Here is a 14,764-nt window from a genome sequence, read left to right on the forward strand (position 1 = left end):
TCGCAAGACCCCTGGCACACGTGTACTAACAATGGGGAAGGCACTCTTCTCATGCCTAGGACATCGCCACCTATCGCGCAGCACTGAGCGCCTTGCTTCCCCACGGGGGTTGTAGTTGCAAGCGAACTGGACATAGAAAACCGGCGGCCGGCACCCAGAAGTCGTTGTGGGTGCCGGCCGCCGGTTCTTAAAGGCGGTGCCGAGGCTAGTCCCTGAAGTAGCTCAGCAGACGGAGAATCTCGGTGTAGAGCCAGACCAGGGTCACAGCCAAGCCGAGAGCGATGCCCCAAGCATACTGAGCCGGAGCGCCCTGGCGGATGAGACGGTCAGCCTGATCAAAGTCCGTCATGAAGGACAGGGAGGCCAGAACGATACAGACCAAGGAGAAGATGATGGCAAGCATGCCGCCATCACGCAGCGGGTTAAAGCCGAAGAAGATAGCTCCCAGGAAGTTGCCCAGCGCCATCACAGCCACGCCGGCGATGAGGCCGAACATAATCTTGTTGAACTTCGGGGTGACCTTGACTGCACCGGTCTTGTAGACCATCAGCATGCCGATAAATACGCCAACGGTGCCCATGATGGCCTGGCCGATAAGCGCCATACCATCGGAGTTACCGAAGGATACGCCGGCAAACATGAGCGAGAATCCGCCCACGAAAAGGCCTTCAAACACTGCGTAGATCAACGTCACCGCAGCAGATCCGAACTTCTTACCAAACGTTGAGACCAGAACAGTAACGAAACCGCCCAGCGCACCAACCAAGGTAAGAATCATTGAGATGCCCGGGTTGATCAACTCACCAATAGCGAAGTTGAGTACGGCCATAACGATAATGACGCCCAAGGTGATGCCAGTCTTGGTCACGACATCATCAACCGTCAGCGGACGATCAGCGCTGCGGTTTTCTTGGCTGAATGGATTGTCACTCTGCCCGTAGGGATTACCCTGGGTCTGGCTTTGGCTGGACGAGAGGGAACTCATCACGGGGTTACTAGAACGCACGCGAATCCCGATTCCTTTCACAGTCTTTCTCTAAAAGCAGCCCCGGAGGGGGTGCCGTGTTTGTCATTTCACTGGGATCAACGTGCCCCATTGCTAGGAAGTTCCCAAAAATCCCAAAATTCGCAAAATTGTCCACACGTGTCAACGAAACGTCGGGAAGCTCCGCTGCGCTGAGGTAGCACACTGTGTCCTTGGCTAAGGATTGTGAGGTCTTCTCCCCGCTCCTCGTCCAAGGACGCTGCGAAGAGGCTAGGGTTCTTTTCATTCACTATCACTTCAATGGAAGGCAGCAAGCAGCATGAAGAAATTTAGCCTTGCGGTTGCTGCTATTGCTTTTGCCCTCGGCAGTTGCAGCACCGGGCCCGCACCTGAACCAAGCCCAACGAGTACTAGCAACAACGAAACTGGGCCCGACGAGGCGCCACCAAGCACAAGCCCGTCCAGTACCTCCCCCGCAGACGCCTCCACATCCACGGAACCAGAGTCCCACGTGGAAGAGGCACAACCTGACCCAGAACTTCTCGCATCCGACGCTCCTGTAGCAGTAGAACAAGTACCCGCGGAACCCACCGTCGTGGAATGCCTTGAGGGCACCCCTGGCCCAGCACGATGGTCAGACGGCACTGTCTCCTACTCCCAGTGGTGCTTCGATACGCGTGGTGGTGAGCAGTATCTCGAAGACGAGCGAAACGCCGGACTAGTCCCATCCGAAGAACAGCAGCTAAAGCAACCAAGCCCGTGGGTACAAGGCCAAATTGATTGGGCTAACTGCCTCGAATCAGGGAAGACCAAAGAGCAGTGTCGGGAAGAACTGAACTAGGAATCCGACAGACAGGGCTGGAAGTTGTAGTCGGCTTCCACGCTTGTCTGCTTTGGGGCCAATCCACACGTACCCCTACACAAGCAGTGTCTGAGCCAACATGTCCGCGTAATTTTTGGACACTTTTTGGACACCTTCGCGCCTTTTTGGCGATCTTCTCCAGCGTTTCCGCTGGTCATGGTGCCCCCAGTGGTGCCCCCAGTGGGACTCGAACCCACACTGAATCGATTTTAAGTCGACTGCCTCTGCCGATTGGGCTATGGGGGCCAAACCGTGCCCACTTATCTTAGGGCACGGGTGGACACATGCCGAAAATAGGGTCGGCAACCGTAGAACTGTGCCGGTCCGCGGGACGGTACCGGCCTAGTTCGCTTAGTTTGCGACAAGGCCGCTAATGATGCCATCGAGGATGTCCTTCTCACTGATGAAGAAGGAACGAGCATCACTGTTGCGCTCAATCATCGTCATGATGCCCTCCACGGCCACGCAGCCGCCGCCGATGACATCGGCGCGGCCCGGGTGGATGACGGGGTTGAGGGCCCTCACGTCCGAGGACAAACCGATCATCTGCCGGGTGAGTACCCGCAGAGCGTCGAAGCGCAGCTCGGATCCGTGGATGGAGTCAGCATCGTAGCGTTCCATGCCCTGAGCCAGCGCCGAGAGCGTCGTGAAGGTACCGGCGCAGCCGACAAAGGTTTGGGCTTTGTCGATGGGCACGATCTTTTCCACTTCAGCCATGCGTTCAGCGACGTAATCAGTAGCGATCTCAATCTCTGCTTCGGTAGGCGGATCGTTGCGCATCATGCGCTCAGTGAGTCGCACGCACCCCATCTGCGCAGAGTGGGAGCCGAGAATCTCGCCGTCGATTGTCCCGACGACGAACTCCGTCGAACCGCCGCCCAAGTCGATGACGCAGTAGGGCCCCTTCTCAGAGCGCAGGTCCCCCACCGCACCGGTGAAGGACAGCAGTGCTTCCTCCTCCCCGGAAATGATCTCCGCGCGGGCACCCGGCTGGACCTGACCAAGAAGCTCCTCGGTCATATCGAAGAACTCGCGGTGGTTTTTGGCATCACGTGTTGCCGAGGTTGCCACCATCCGCACGCGCTCAACCTTCTCAAATTTCATCTGCTTGACGTATTCTTCGAGGGCTGCACGAGTCCGCGCGAGTGCCTCTGGCTCGAATTCACCGGTGGCGTCGACGCCTTGTCCGAGGCGGACGATCTCCATCGTGCGGGAGATATCCCGAATCTTGCCATCCTCTTGGATCTCACTGATGAGCAGGCGGATGGAGTTGGTTCCGCAGTCGACAGCAGCGACGCGAGTCATAAGGCTAGCCTTTCTCTTAACCGGCGTTAGAAAAATCAAACTGGGTCATATCAATGCCCAGGTCCCCCACGGTGGGCCAATCCTCCGGGATGGCGCTTCCCCGGAGTTTACCGTGTTCTGCAGCCATCGCGACGGCCTCGGTGCCAAAGCGGACCCGGCCCGGGCCTTCTGCCAAGGCATAAGCAATAAGCACGTGGAGGCACTTAACGCGCTCAGGCATGCCGCCACCGGAAAAATCAGTGCCCAAATCCTCCATGGCATTGCGGGTTTCCAGGTAGTGTTCATGCGCTGCCTGGTAGTCCTTCTGCAAGTCCTCATCCGCCGCGAGACGCTGCTCCATCCATTTCATGACGTGGGCAACTTCAAGGCGCGATGCCTCGGCGGTCAGGCGCGGATCAGTGAGGTAATAGAGGGTAGGAAACGGAGTGCCGTCGGGAAGCTTAGGCGCCGTCTTAATCACGGCAGGAGCTCCGTCGGGGGTGCGGTAAGCAATGTCCACGACGCCGCGCGGAGTGCGGCCCAATTGTTCGCGGACGACTTCAAGATCAGCATCGGTCACGGTCATAGGAACCATTGTGACACGGAGGCGCGGGTGCGTCCTATTCAGCAGGAGCTTCGACTAAGTCTTCCGGCGGGTTCTCCGCTTCCGGTGGGGTTTCAGTGTTCGGTGGGGTCTCAGCATCCTGTGACACCGAATCCCACAGCACCGTGTACCACGCGCGCTCGTCGACGTCCTCGCGGCGTTCCGAGGTCACCGTATCGCCTGAGTCCATCCGCGGATCCATGATGCGGAACGCGGTTTCTCCTTCATCCATCACACCGAAGCGACGACGTGCTTCTTGTTTGACGTATTCCTCGGATCGATACTTATCAATCTCGGTGAGGAGGTTTTCCTTTTGCTCCTGCTTGGCGGCAATAGAGCTTTCCAGGCGCGCTATCTCCGACTGGCCATGGTAGTAATTGCGCAGCGGAACGGCAATGGATAAGAGGACTATGAGCACGACGGCGATAATGACGCCCACTCCCAGAATGTCGAGCCCCTTAGGCTGGGACGGATTCTTCTTCGGCTTGGTGCGCTGAGCGTCGCGGGCACGCGTGTGGACCGGAACGGTGTTCCGGCGCTTCGTGCGGGAAGAAGTAGTGCGTGCCATCGGGAAGTCATTGTATCCCGCTACAGCCCAGGTAGTGCGCGGCGCGCGTCGTGTCTCAGAAATAACATGCGCCACAGCGCTATGGAGGCCACCCCGACGAAAAAAGGTGCCACAGTTTCCTGTGACACCTTTCGCTTCGACGCTATCTCAGCGAGTGGCCGGTTCCCGGCTACTCCTAGAAATTAGCCCTGGAAGCGCGGGAATGCGGAGCGGCCGGCGTAGACGGCTGCGTCGCTGAGCTCCTGCTCGATGCGCAGCAGCTGGTTGTACTTGGCCACGCGCTCAGAACGTGCCGGGGCACCGGTCTTGATCTGGCCGCAGTTGAGGGCAACCGCGAGGTCAGCAATGGTGGTGTCCTCGGTCTCGCCGGAACGGTGGGACATCATGGTGCGGTAGCCGTTGCGGTGAGCCAGCTCGACGGCGTCGAAGGTCTCGGTCAGGGTGCCGATCTGGTTAACCTTCACCAGCAGTGCGTTGGCTGCCTTCTTCTCGATGCCCTCCTGGAGGCGGGCCGGGTTGGTGACGAAGAAGTCATCGCCCACGATCTGGACCTTGTCACCGATGGCTGCGGTGAGCTTGGTGTAGCCCTCCCAGTCATCTTCCTGCAGCGGGTCCTCGATGGAGACGATCGGGTAGTTGGCAACGAGATCCTCGTAAACCTTAGCCATCTCCTCAGCGGTGTGCTCGCCGCCCTCGAAGTGGTACTTGCCGTCCTTAAAGAACTCGGAAGAAGCAACGTCGAGTGCCAGGGCGATGTCCTCGCCCGGCTTCAGACCGGCCTTCTTGATTGCGTCAACGATGAGGTCGAGTGCAGCCTTGGTGGACTCGACGGACGGAGCGAAGCCGCCCTCGTCACCCAGACCGGTGGACAGGCCCTTGTCCTTGATGACGTTCTTGAGGGCGTGGTAGACCTCGGTACCCTGACGCAGCGCCTCGGAGAAGGACTCCGCGCCGATCGGAGCAATCATGAACTCCTGGACATCCACGCCGGAGTCAGCGTGGGAGCCACCGTTGAGAATGTTCATCATCGGAACGGGCAGGACGTGAGCGTTCGGGCCACCGACGTAGCGGTAGAGCGGCAGGCCAGCAGACTCGGCAGCAGCCTTGGCAGCGGCAATGGAGACGCCCAGGATGGCGTTGGCGCCGAGGCGGGACTTGTTATCAGTGCCGTCCAACTTGATGAGGGCCTGGTCGATCAGGCGCTGGTCATCGGCCTCAAAGCCGGCAAGCTCATCAGCGATTTCTTCGTTGACGTTCTCAACTGCCTTGAGAACACCCTTGCCCAAGTAGCGGTCACCACCGTCACGCAACTCGTGAGCCTCGTGAACACCGGTGGAAGCGCCAGACGGAACGCCGGCCACACCGCGTGCTCCATCGTCGAGGAATACTTCAGCCTCAACGGTGGGGTTACCGCGGGAATCAAGAATTTCGCGTGCCATTACGTGGATGATGTCAGCCATGCTGCTTTCACTCCTATAGAGCCAAATTGATCTTGGGTTCGTGTTCTGGGAGGGGCTCCCAAACCACCTGCAGCCAATTGTTCCAGAAAACTTCGGAACGTGTCGGGCGGAAACGGACAACGTGATAAAGATCTAGAAAGGCGCTAGGACGTCGCAGGCTGTTCGATGGCATAGGAATTCGCCGCAGCGGCCACTTTACGCAGGTAATCCTCGGATTGGTTGTAATTGAGGATGGCTGAGCGCCAGCCTTCCGGCGTCGAAAGGTCTCTATCGCCGAAACACAACAAGGCGGCAGCGCCCAGCGCGGCATCATCGATTTGATTTGGATCGGCTACGCCATCACCGTTGGCGTCGCGACCAAAATGCTCCCACGAAGACGGGATGAATTGCATGGGGCCTACCGCCCGATCAAACTCAGTATCGCCATCAAACACGCCGCCATCGCTGTCCGGAACGTGGGTGGTGTTGTTCGTACCGTCGAGAGGGATACCCACGATGGGCGGCTCGGGGTGACCGTTCTCATCGAGTGAAGAACGGTGGAATATATTGCCGTTATAGGTCCCGTGACGGGTTTCCACCCAGCCAATCCCGGCGAGGGTATTCCAGCGCAGATTGCAGTTCGGCCACGACTGCCGCGCGATCAATTCGGCGTTGCCATAGGCCCGCAAAGCTTGGGCGGGGATGCTGGTGGCGTCGGCAAGCTGATCAGACCACCACGTCAACTTGTCCGCGGTGCGCCCTGGCGCTTCGACATCAATATTGGGCACCTCTGCCCCACCGACGGGTGGAAGATCCTCCGGAACGGGGGACAGCTGCCGGAACGGGGAAGGCTTATCAAGGAAGGAAAGACTCCACGCCACCAGGGAAATGATCAGAATGATGGCCAAGACAATGCCGAGGCCACAGCCCCCAATCCTCCGTAGCCCCTGTGTCATAAAGGTGAATACTACAGACGGTTTCACGTGTGGGTTAGACCGACACAGAGGGCGCCGCTTGGCGACGAAAGGAACCTAGCTAAGCAAAAATATTTTGAGTAATTATGTCAAAGTATTCCCATGCGTAACATTGTGCGCTACACTGCACCGATGAACGGTCCGCCGCGCCTACGCCGGTCCTGCACGTTCTTTCAACGCCCTTTCTTCAATCTCAAGGAGTTCCATGTTCATCCGCCGTATCGCTGCCACCGCTGCCGCTGTTGTCACCCTGGGTGCTGTCGTGCCCGCCACCGCGTCCGCCGCATCCCTCGAGGAGTTGGGCGGCTTCCTTTCCCAAGGCATCCAGAATGCTGACTGCAACACCCTCCGCAGCACCCTGACGCTGATGGATCAGGCGACCGAGGGCGAGCTGCTCGGCCCGGACACCACCCGCAACCAGCTGTCGAAGAACCTCATGGCTCTGGGCAACTCCGAGGATCTCGGCGCGCTGGCCCTCGCCGCTGTGAAGTACTCCGGCCAGACCGCTGACCGCGCCCTCGAGTGCAAGATCGTCAAGGAAGACACCATCGCCACCGGCGGCACTGGCCTGTCCTCCACGCTCACCGACTACGCTCCCCTGCTGTCCTCCATTATCCAGAAGGGCTAGTCCTTTTCTCGGGCCTTGCCTTCGGCCCACAGGCGCTCCTGCTCCCCTACCTCCACGACGTCCTCCGTGCCGTCAAAAAGGTAGGGCGCGCGGGAGCGCATTTTGTTGACGAAGGACATGGCGACGTCATCGAGGCTAAAAGCTCCGCGGCGCGCCGCTATCTCGGCATGGAAAAGGACTTGTAAGAAAACATCACCGAGTTCCTTGAGCAGCTCGGCGTCAGAGGCGCGCTCCCGCACCGCCTCGGCGAACTCCGCGGACTCTTCCTCCAGATACGGCAGCAAGCTCTCATGGGTTTGATCGCGCTCCCACTCCCCGATGCGCCGGGCCCGCGTCATCACCTCGCGCGCCTGCCACATCGGCTCCTCCAGGGAGGGGGCAAGGATGAGCTCCGCGTGGGCGTCGATAAGCGCGCGCACCTGCGGGTGGGACGGATCTGTGCTCACCACAACACCGTGGCCCGCCGGATCCTCACCGCACAGGAGCTGGTCGAAATTCCACCGCACCTTCACCGGTACTTCATCGGTAAAAACAACAGGTCCCTGCAGTTTTCCAACGGCCTCTAGAGGGATTAGGGTGGGCCAGCGCGGATCTAACAACAGGACAGTCATAAGCAACGAGTATAGGTCCCGGGCTCCATGAGCTTTCGCTGCAGTTGCACAAAAGCCCGCCTTAAGGGGTATTTTTAACCAATGACCACTTCCAATCTCACCGAATCGCCGCGCACGCACTCCGTGACGCTGTGGACGCTTGTCGCGCTCATCATCGGTTCCACGGTGGGCGCGGGTATCTTCTCTCTCCCGCAAAATATCGCCTCCGTCGCCGGCCCGGGCGCCATGCTCATCGGCTGGCTCATCGCCGGCGTGGGCATGCTCTCCGTCGCCTTCGTCTTCCAAATCCTGGCGCACCGCAAGCCGCACCTCGACTCCGGTGTGTACTCCTATGTCCGCGCCGGCTTAGGTGATTTCATCGGCTTCACCTCCGGTTGGGGCTACTGGCTGGGCTCCGTGATGGCCCAGGTGGGCTACGCCACCTTGTTCTTCAACACCATCGGCCACTACGTCCCCCTCTTTGACGCCGACCACCGCTGGGTTTCCGCCATTGCGGTGTCTTTGCTGTCGTGGGGTATTTTTGCGGTGCTGGCCCGCGGTATTAAGCAGGCGGCCATCATGAACATGGTCACCTCCGTGGCCAAGATCGTGCCCATCCTGGCCTTCATCGTCATCCTCGCTTTCGTGGGATTTAGCTGGGACAAGTTCACCCTGGATATCTGGGGCAAGGCTTCTGATAAGTCCCTCTTTGAGCAGGTGCAGGGAATCATGCTCTTCACCGTGTGGGTCTTCATCGGCGTGGAGGGCGCTTCGGTCTACTCCAAGCAGGCTCGCACGCGTGCCGACGTCGGCCGCGCCACCGTCATCGGCTTCATCAGCGTCTTGGCACTGCTGGTCTCCGTGTCCACGCTGAGCTTCGGCGTCCTTACCCAGAAAGAGCTCGCAGCGCTTCCGGATAACTCGATGGCCTCCGTGCTCACCGCAGCGGTCGGTGAATGGGGCGGCGCGCTCATCTCCCTCGGCCTGTGCCTTTCCGTGCTTGGTGCCTATGTGTCTTGGCAGATGCTGTGCGCGGAGCCTATCGTCATGATGGCTGTCGATGGTCTTCTCCCCCGCAAGATCGGCACCGTGAACATCGCCGGCGCGCCCTGGGTTGCGCAGCTGATTTCTACGCTGACGATTCAGCTCTTCGTCATCGTCTTCTTCCTCAACGAGACGTCCTATAACGCAATGGTGCAGCTGGCCACCATCATGTACCTGCTGCCTTACATCTTCTCCTCGCTGTACCTGGTGCTCTTGGCGGTGCGCGGCAAGGGGCTAACCCACCCGCACGCCGGGGTGCGCTTCGACTTGTCTGGCCCGGAGGTGAGCCGCCGTGAGAACCGCCGCCACCTCTACATCGGCCTCGTCGCCTTCATTTATTCCGTCTGGCTCATTTACGCCGCCGACCCGGTCTACGTGCTGCTTGGCGCGCTGGCTGTGGTCCCGAGCATGATCCCTTACGTGGCCACACGCTTGCACAAGAAGGAGCGCGTGTTTAACACCTTCGAATGGTGCGTTGTGGCGCTGGTGATCGTCGGCGCTGTCGCCGCGGTGTGGGGCTTGGGCACTGGGCGTCTCGTTCTCTAGAACACCTCAGGTGCTGAGCGGTGCGAGAGCACCGCGTACGTGATGCAGCTTGCGAGCCACATCACGTGGCCGATGCCGCTGATAACGAGGAGGATGCCGCCGGTGATTGTGGCCGCTTCCTCGTTGCCAAACCACCACGTCGGTACGGTGGCCGGTCCGATATCTCCAAAATCCGGCAGGTTGGCGTTGCCCAGGATGAAGCCGATGAACACCAGGGCCATGGACACCCACGCCCACTCCAGCTTGCTCTCGTAATCACTGCGGATAAAGAGCGGCAGCAGCCCAAGCAACACCCAGACACCAACCAGGATTACCCCAAACATCATCAACATGAAGGTGAGCCAACCACCGTTCTCGCCGCTGAACTTTATGACCAGCGAGACGGGGATGCTGATCAACGCCGCGAACATCCACACCGCCACCATGACGATCCGTTGATTCGCCCGAGGATAGCCAAGGCGGTTGTTCGCGGCGTCCATTACTTCTCTCCTACGCTAATGACGTTTTTCTTAGTCTTAGCACCACTGACGTCAACGTGCTCGAGTTCAAACATCGACGCTAGGAAATCCGCCACCCATTGCAGCAGCTCAATGTCACGCAGCTTGGGGTCTGTGACATTCCGTCCTGCCTTGGGGAAGCTGAGCTGGATGGCCTTAGCCGCCGCACGGTAGTTGGAGCCCGGGTAGAGGCGCTTGAGGCGTACCTGTTTCGAATCCGCCAGCTCCACCGGGTGGACCTTGATGCGCGTGCCCTGCACCGTGATGTCGCTGACCCCAGCCCGGCGGGCCTGGTGGCGCAGGCGGGCCACGGCGAGAAGGCGTTCCACCGGCTCCGGAACGGGGCCGTAGCGGTCCTGCATTTCCTCCACCACGTGTGCCAGGTCCGCGTTGTCTTTGGAGGCTGCGAGCTTGCGGTAAACCTCTAGGCGCAGGCGCTCGGAGTTGATATAGGACTCCGGGATGTGGGCGTCCACCGGCAGGTCGATGCGGATTTCCTTCGGCCCTTCGTCCGTGACCACGGGGGTCTCCCCACGCGCGAGCGCCTTGAAGGTCTCCACCGCCTCACCGACAAGGCGCACGTAGAGGTCGAAGCCCACGCCGGCGATGTGGCCGGACTGCTCCGCGCCCAGCACGTTGCCGGCACCGCGCATCTCAAGGTCCTTCATGGCCACGGCCATGCCCGCGCCCAGATCGTTGTTCTGGGCGATGGTGGCCAGACGGTCATAGGAGGTCTCCGTCAGCGTGGCGCCCTTCGGGTAGAGGAAGTAGGCATAGCCGCGCTCGCGGGAGCGGCCCACGCGCCCGCGCAGCTGGTGGAGCTGGGATAGACCCATGTGGTGGGCGTTTTCCACGATGAGGGTATTCGCATTAGCGATATCCAGACCGGTCTCCACGATGGTGGTACATACCAGCACGTCGAACTCGCGGTCCCAGAAACCTTGGACGGTGCGTTCAAGCACGTCCTCGTTCATCTGGCCGTGTGCGACGACGATGCGCGCCTCCGGCACCAGGTCCCGCAGTTCGCGGGCCTTCTTTTCGATGTCGGCGACTTTGTTGTGGATGAAGAAAACTTGGCCGTCGCGCAGCAGCTCGCGGCGGATGGCCGCTGCCACCTGCTTATCCTCATACGCGCCCACATAGGTCAGGACCGGGTGACGGTCCTCCGGAGGCGTCAAAATCGTAGACATTTCACGGATGCCCGCCATGGACATCTCCAAGGTGCGTGGAATCGGTGTCGCGGACATGGTGAGCACATCCACGCTGGCTTTGAGCGCCTTGATGTGCTCCTTGTGCTCCACGCCGAAGCGCTGCTCCTCATCCACCACGATGAGGCCCAAGTTCTTCCACTGCACGCCCGTTTGCAGCAGGCGGTGGGTGCCGATGACGATGTCCACGGAACCATCCGCCAAGCCGGCGAGAATCTCCTTGGACTCCTTGGCCGAGGTAAAGCGCGAGAGGACCTCAATATCCACCGGAAAGCCCTGCATGCGCTCGCGGAAGGTATCGGCGTGCTGTTGCGCCAGCAGAGTCGTGGGCACGAGGACCGCCACCTGCTTACCGTCCTGCACGGCCTTGAAGGCCGCGCGCACCGCAACCTCGGTCTTACCATAGCCCACATCGCCGACGACCACGCGGTCCATCGGCACCGTGGATTCCATATCCTGCTTGACGGCATCGATGGCCAGCATTTGGTCTTCAGTCTCGACGAAGGGGAAATTATCCTCCATCTCCGCCTGCCACGGCGTATCGGGCCCAAACTGGTGGCCAGGGGCTGCCTGGCGCTTGGCATAAAGCTCCACCAGCTCACCGGCGATCTCACGCACCGCGGCACGCGCCTTCTTCTTGGTGTTCTTCCAATCCGAGCCGCCCATCTTGGACAGCGTCGGCGCCTCACCGCCGGTGTATTTGCTCAACAGATCCAACGAATCCATGGGCACCCACAGCTGGTCGGCCGGCTGACCGCGCTTGGACGCCGCATACTCCAGCACGATGTACTCGCGGCGCGACGTCTCATCACCGGACTGTACGGTGCGCTCGGCCATCTTGAGGAACTTGCCGATGCCATGGGTCTCATGCACCACGTAATCCCCCTGCTTCAGGGCGAGGGGATCCACGCGGTTGCGGCGCTTTGCTGGGCGACGCTTCGCACCCGCAATATCACCGACGCGGTTACCCGTCAGATCAGTTTCCGTAATAACCACGAGCGGCAGCGCTTCAGCATCCTTCAGCTTGCGCACCTTTGGGAAAACCAGACCCGCATGGGACAAGGCCTGATAGAGGGTGACCTCGCCGGGGCTCGGCTCCCACCCAGGCGTGGCCACCTTGGTGGGAATCCCCTTCTCCGCGAAACGCTCCACCATGCGCTTGATCGCACCCTGGGCAGGAGCAATAAACGCAGCCCGCCCACCGGCGGTGGTGTGCGCTAGAAGCTGCGCCATCATCGCATCAATCTCTGAGATATCACCGCGTGGGGTAGGTCCGGGCTCAAAATCCAGCGGCAGAGTCTCCGATTCAGCGGCGGCGAACATCCCCGGCGGGGCAAAAGTCCACAGCGGGGCCTCGATATTCCGGCACGTCGCCTCAAGCGACTCATAGGAGCGGTAACTCGACGCCGAGGTATCCAAGCCCTCGGCAGCCAGCGGACCATCCGCGCCCATCGCGGCGGCCTCCCAGCCAGCAGCCAAGAACTCCGCATCGGTGGATTCCAGGTCCGCAATGCGCGTGCGGATCTTTTCCGGTGCCACGAGCACCACGTGCGTGCCCGCCGTGAGGAGTTCGGGGAGGGTGACAAAGGGGTCGTCGGCTAGCACGGCAAGCAACGCCTCCATACCGTCGGCAGGGATGTGCTCGCCTACCTTGGTCAGCAGTTCTGCCAGAGCCGCATTCCCGCCAAACTTCTGAGCCAGCTCACGGGCGCGTGCGGCAACCTCATTAGTAATCGGCAGCTCGCGAGCGGGATAGATGGCGACCTCGCCGACCTCAATCTCCGGGATGGCGCGCTGATCCGCCACGGAGAACTGGCGGATATCGGTAATCTCATCGCCCCAGAACTCCACACGCACCGGGTAGTCCGAGGTGGTGGGGAAAACATCGAGGATGCCGCCGCGCGTGGCGTACTCGCCGCGCTTGGCCACCATATCCACGTGCTTGTAGGCGCGAAACTCCAACTCCGAAAGGATATGTGAGAGCTCGTGCTCAGCTTCTTCCTTCAGGAAGATGGGCTCGCGGCCTTCCACTTTGCTCAGGATAGGCTGGCAATACCCGCGGGCAGAGGTCACCACCACTTGGGCTTTGCCCGCCCCCACTAGGTCGAGCACACGCGCGCGCTTGCCGACGATATCCGGGGCCGGCGACAGCCGCTCATGCGGCAACGTCTCCCACGCGGGAAAGTAGGCGACCTTATCCCCCAGCATGGCTGCCAGCTCTGCGGTGAGGTCCTCCGCCTCACGCCCGGAGGCAGTCACCACCAGCACCGGCGCGTGGTGAGCCAGCGTGCCAATGGCCCAGGGGCGCGCCTGGTCGATGCCCGTGATGTGCAGCGACGGTGTGCCCACTTGAGTAGCGAGACCTTTGAGTTTCGGATCTGAGGCGGCTACTTTGAGCAGCCCGCCCAGCATCGGCGTTGCCACCTACTTGGCTCCCTTCAACTTCGGTGCTGCTTCCATGCCAGAAAGACCATTCCAGCACAAATTGACGATGTGCGCTGCGACTGTCTCGCGCGAAGGCTCGCGCTCATCTAGCCACCACTGGGCCGTGGTGGCCACCATGCCGACGAGCGCTTGGCCGTAGAGCACCGACAGCTCGGGGTCGAGACCGCGGTGTTCGAAGGCCTCACCGAGGATATGCGCAATCTGATTTACCGCTGTGTTCAACAGCGTGGAGAAGCTACGCTCCTCCCCTGGCTTGGAGTCGCGCACGAGGATTAAGAAACCATCGGTCTCCTCCTCCACGTAGGTCAGCAAAGCGACGACCCCCTGCTCGATGCGCTGGCGCCACGAACCCGTCTGCAGTGATTCCGTGACGACCTTTTCCAAAGCGACGAGCTCGCGGTCGATGACGACGGCGTACAGGCCTTCCTTGCCGCCGAAGTGCTCATAGACCACCGGCTTGGACACGCCGGCGCGCGCGGCGATGTCTTCCACGCTGGCACCATCGAAGCCGCGTTCTGCGAAGGCCGCGCGCCCAATGGAGATCAATTGCTCACGGCGCTCACGCCCGGTCATCCTTTGTCGAACCATGTCTTCTACTGTATCTCCCCCACTGGACATCGCCCGCACCAGCTAAAGGTCGGCAGCTTGCAACGCAATAAAGAAGATTGGCCACCTGTTTAGGTCTCGCCCGCACCCGTCAGGTAACATGTCCCCCAGCGCCCACGTTGTGTGCGCAGTTTCCCCATGGTGTAATCGGCAACACTACGGTTTTTGGTACCGTCATTCTAGGTTCGAGTCCTGGTGGGGAAGCTGATTAGCATAGCCCGTCTACCTGCGTTTTCAGGTGGCGGGTTATTGCGCTGGCGATACTTCGGAACCTGTGGAAACCGCTCCGGGCACTTACAGACCAACAGGTAATCGCAGATGTAGCGCGCCGCATCAATAATATACTCGCCCACTGAGCAGAAACCTTTGACCACGTGGTCGAACGTGAAGATATCCCGTATCTTGACCCCCATGTCCGGTGCCTCTGTTTCACTGCAGGATGAGGATGACAGTGCTGTCCGCGAGCTTGACCACGAGCCGGACA

At 60.5% G+C, this 14,764-nt stretch carries 12 protein-coding genes and 1 tRNA gene; 2 read left to right on the plus strand and 11 right to left on the minus strand.

Going from position 1 to position 14,764, the window contains the following annotated elements; genetic code table 11:
- Nucleotides 1-205: 205 nt before the first annotated feature.
- The 7 genes from HMPREF2807_RS02555 to HMPREF2807_RS02585 form a co-directional block, all read right to left on the minus strand.
- Complete coding sequence (locus tag HMPREF2807_RS02555; RefSeq protein ID WP_070510309.1) at nucleotides 206-1,006, minus strand: Bax inhibitor-1/YccA family protein; 801 nt, start codon at nucleotides 1,004-1,006, stop codon at nucleotides 206-208.
- A 1,010-nt stretch (nucleotides 1,007-2,016) separates the two neighbouring features.
- Nucleotides 2,017-2,093: transfer RNA gene (locus HMPREF2807_RS02560), tRNA-Leu, on the minus strand.
- Nucleotides 2,094-2,198: 105 nt separating this feature from the next.
- Nucleotides 2,199-3,152, minus strand: coding sequence for a Ppx/GppA phosphatase family protein (locus HMPREF2807_RS02565; protein ID WP_070510312.1), 954 nt, complete (start codon nucleotides 3,150-3,152; stop codon nucleotides 2,199-2,201).
- Between the two features lie 16 nt (nucleotides 3,153-3,168).
- Entirely contained in the window at nucleotides 3,169-3,717 is a 549-nt protein-coding gene (locus HMPREF2807_RS02570) for a DUF501 domain-containing protein (RefSeq protein WP_046648324.1), read from the minus strand.
- 34 nt (nucleotides 3,718-3,751) lie between these two features.
- Nucleotides 3,752-4,303: a septum formation initiator family protein gene (locus HMPREF2807_RS02575; protein ID WP_070510315.1), complete on the minus strand. Its 552-nt coding sequence runs from the start codon at nucleotides 4,301-4,303 to the stop codon at nucleotides 3,752-3,754.
- Nucleotides 4,304-4,485: 182 nt separating this feature from the next.
- Entirely contained in the window at nucleotides 4,486-5,763 is a 1,278-nt protein-coding gene (eno, locus tag HMPREF2807_RS02580) for a phosphopyruvate hydratase (protein ID WP_049155525.1), read from the minus strand.
- A gap of 143 nt (nucleotides 5,764-5,906) precedes the next feature.
- Nucleotides 5,907-6,698, minus strand: coding sequence for a lytic transglycosylase domain-containing protein (locus tag HMPREF2807_RS02585; RefSeq protein WP_049155526.1), 792 nt, complete (start codon nucleotides 6,696-6,698; stop codon nucleotides 5,907-5,909).
- A gap of 223 nt (nucleotides 6,699-6,921) precedes the next feature.
- Here HMPREF2807_RS02585 and HMPREF2807_RS02590 point away from each other — a divergent pair, with 223 nt between their 5' ends.
- The gene (locus HMPREF2807_RS02590) at nucleotides 6,922-7,344 is read left to right on the plus strand and encodes a hypothetical protein (RefSeq protein WP_070510318.1); all 423 of its coding nucleotides are present in this window, start codon (nucleotides 6,922-6,924) and stop codon (nucleotides 7,342-7,344) included.
- On the opposite strand, the gene HMPREF2807_RS02595 is transcribed toward HMPREF2807_RS02590, so the two are convergent.
- Nucleotides 7,341-7,955, minus strand: coding sequence for a MazG nucleotide pyrophosphohydrolase domain-containing protein (locus tag HMPREF2807_RS02595; RefSeq protein ID WP_070510320.1), 615 nt, complete (start codon nucleotides 7,953-7,955; stop codon nucleotides 7,341-7,343). The genes HMPREF2807_RS02590 and HMPREF2807_RS02595 overlap by 4 nt on opposite strands.
- A gap of 81 nt (nucleotides 7,956-8,036) precedes the next feature.
- On the opposite strand from HMPREF2807_RS02595, the gene HMPREF2807_RS02600 reads away from it, so the two are divergent.
- Nucleotides 8,037-9,524, plus strand: coding sequence for an amino acid permease (locus tag HMPREF2807_RS02600; protein WP_070510322.1), 1,488 nt, complete (start codon nucleotides 8,037-8,039; stop codon nucleotides 9,522-9,524).
- Here the strand turns inward: HMPREF2807_RS02600 and HMPREF2807_RS02605 are convergent.
- Genes HMPREF2807_RS02605 through HMPREF2807_RS02615 form a run of 3 tightly spaced genes read right to left on the minus strand, consistent with a single transcriptional unit; the run spans nucleotide 9,521 to nucleotide 14,262 of the window.
- Entirely contained in the window at nucleotides 9,521-10,003 is a 483-nt protein-coding gene (locus HMPREF2807_RS02605) for a hypothetical protein (RefSeq protein WP_046648319.1), read from the minus strand. The two genes, HMPREF2807_RS02600 and HMPREF2807_RS02605, sit on opposite strands and share 4 nt — an antisense overlap.
- Nucleotides 10,003-13,641, minus strand: coding sequence for a transcription-repair coupling factor (gene mfd, locus HMPREF2807_RS02610; protein WP_070510324.1), 3,639 nt, complete (start codon nucleotides 13,639-13,641; stop codon nucleotides 10,003-10,005). The genes HMPREF2807_RS02605 and mfd overlap by 1 nt, the downstream gene beginning before the upstream one ends.
- A gap of 12 nt (nucleotides 13,642-13,653) precedes the next feature.
- Complete coding sequence (locus tag HMPREF2807_RS02615; RefSeq protein WP_046648318.1) at nucleotides 13,654-14,262, minus strand: TetR/AcrR family transcriptional regulator; 609 nt, start codon at nucleotides 14,260-14,262, stop codon at nucleotides 13,654-13,656.
- Nucleotides 14,263-14,764: the final 502 nt, after the last annotated feature.

Source organism: Corynebacterium sp. HMSC074A09 (assembly GCF_001811545.1).
Taxonomy (GTDB): Bacteria; Actinomycetota; Actinomycetes; order Mycobacteriales; family Mycobacteriaceae; genus Corynebacterium; species Corynebacterium hiratae.

What these genes read in the sequence shown, in the direction of transcription:
- HMPREF2807_RS02600 (WP_070510322.1), top strand. Translation starts at nt 8,037, where the DNA reads ATGACCACTTCCAATCTCACCGAATCGCCGCGCACGCACTCCGTGACG.
- HMPREF2807_RS02575 (WP_070510315.1), bottom strand. Translation starts at nt 4,303, where the DNA reads ATGGCACGCACTACTTCTTCCCGCACGAAGCGCCGGAACACCGTTCCG.
- HMPREF2807_RS02570 (WP_046648324.1), bottom strand. Translation starts at nt 3,717, where the DNA reads ATGACCGTGACCGATGCTGATCTTGAAGTCGTCCGCGAACAATTGGGC.
- HMPREF2807_RS02605 (WP_046648319.1), bottom strand. Translation starts at nt 10,003, where the DNA reads ATGGACGCCGCGAACAACCGCCTTGGCTATCCTCGGGCGAATCAACGG.
- HMPREF2807_RS02585 (WP_049155526.1), bottom strand. Translation starts at nt 6,698, where the DNA reads ATGACACAGGGGCTACGGAGGATTGGGGGCTGTGGCCTCGGCATTGTC.
- mfd (WP_070510324.1), bottom strand. Translation starts at nt 13,641, where the DNA reads ATGCTGGGCGGGCTGCTCAAAGTAGCCGCCTCAGATCCGAAACTCAAA.
- eno (WP_049155525.1), bottom strand. Translation starts at nt 5,763, where the DNA reads ATGGCTGACATCATCCACGTAATGGCACGCGAAATTCTTGATTCCCGC.
- HMPREF2807_RS02590 (WP_070510318.1), top strand. Translation starts at nt 6,922, where the DNA reads ATGTTCATCCGCCGTATCGCTGCCACCGCTGCCGCTGTTGTCACCCTG.
- HMPREF2807_RS02615 (WP_046648318.1), bottom strand. Translation starts at nt 14,262, where the DNA reads ATGGTTCGACAAAGGATGACCGGGCGTGAGCGCCGTGAGCAATTGATC.
- HMPREF2807_RS02565 (WP_070510312.1), bottom strand. Translation starts at nt 3,152, where the DNA reads ATGACTCGCGTCGCTGCTGTCGACTGCGGAACCAACTCCATCCGCCTG.
- HMPREF2807_RS02595 (WP_070510320.1), bottom strand. Translation starts at nt 7,955, where the DNA reads ATGACTGTCCTGTTGTTAGATCCGCGCTGGCCCACCCTAATCCCTCTA.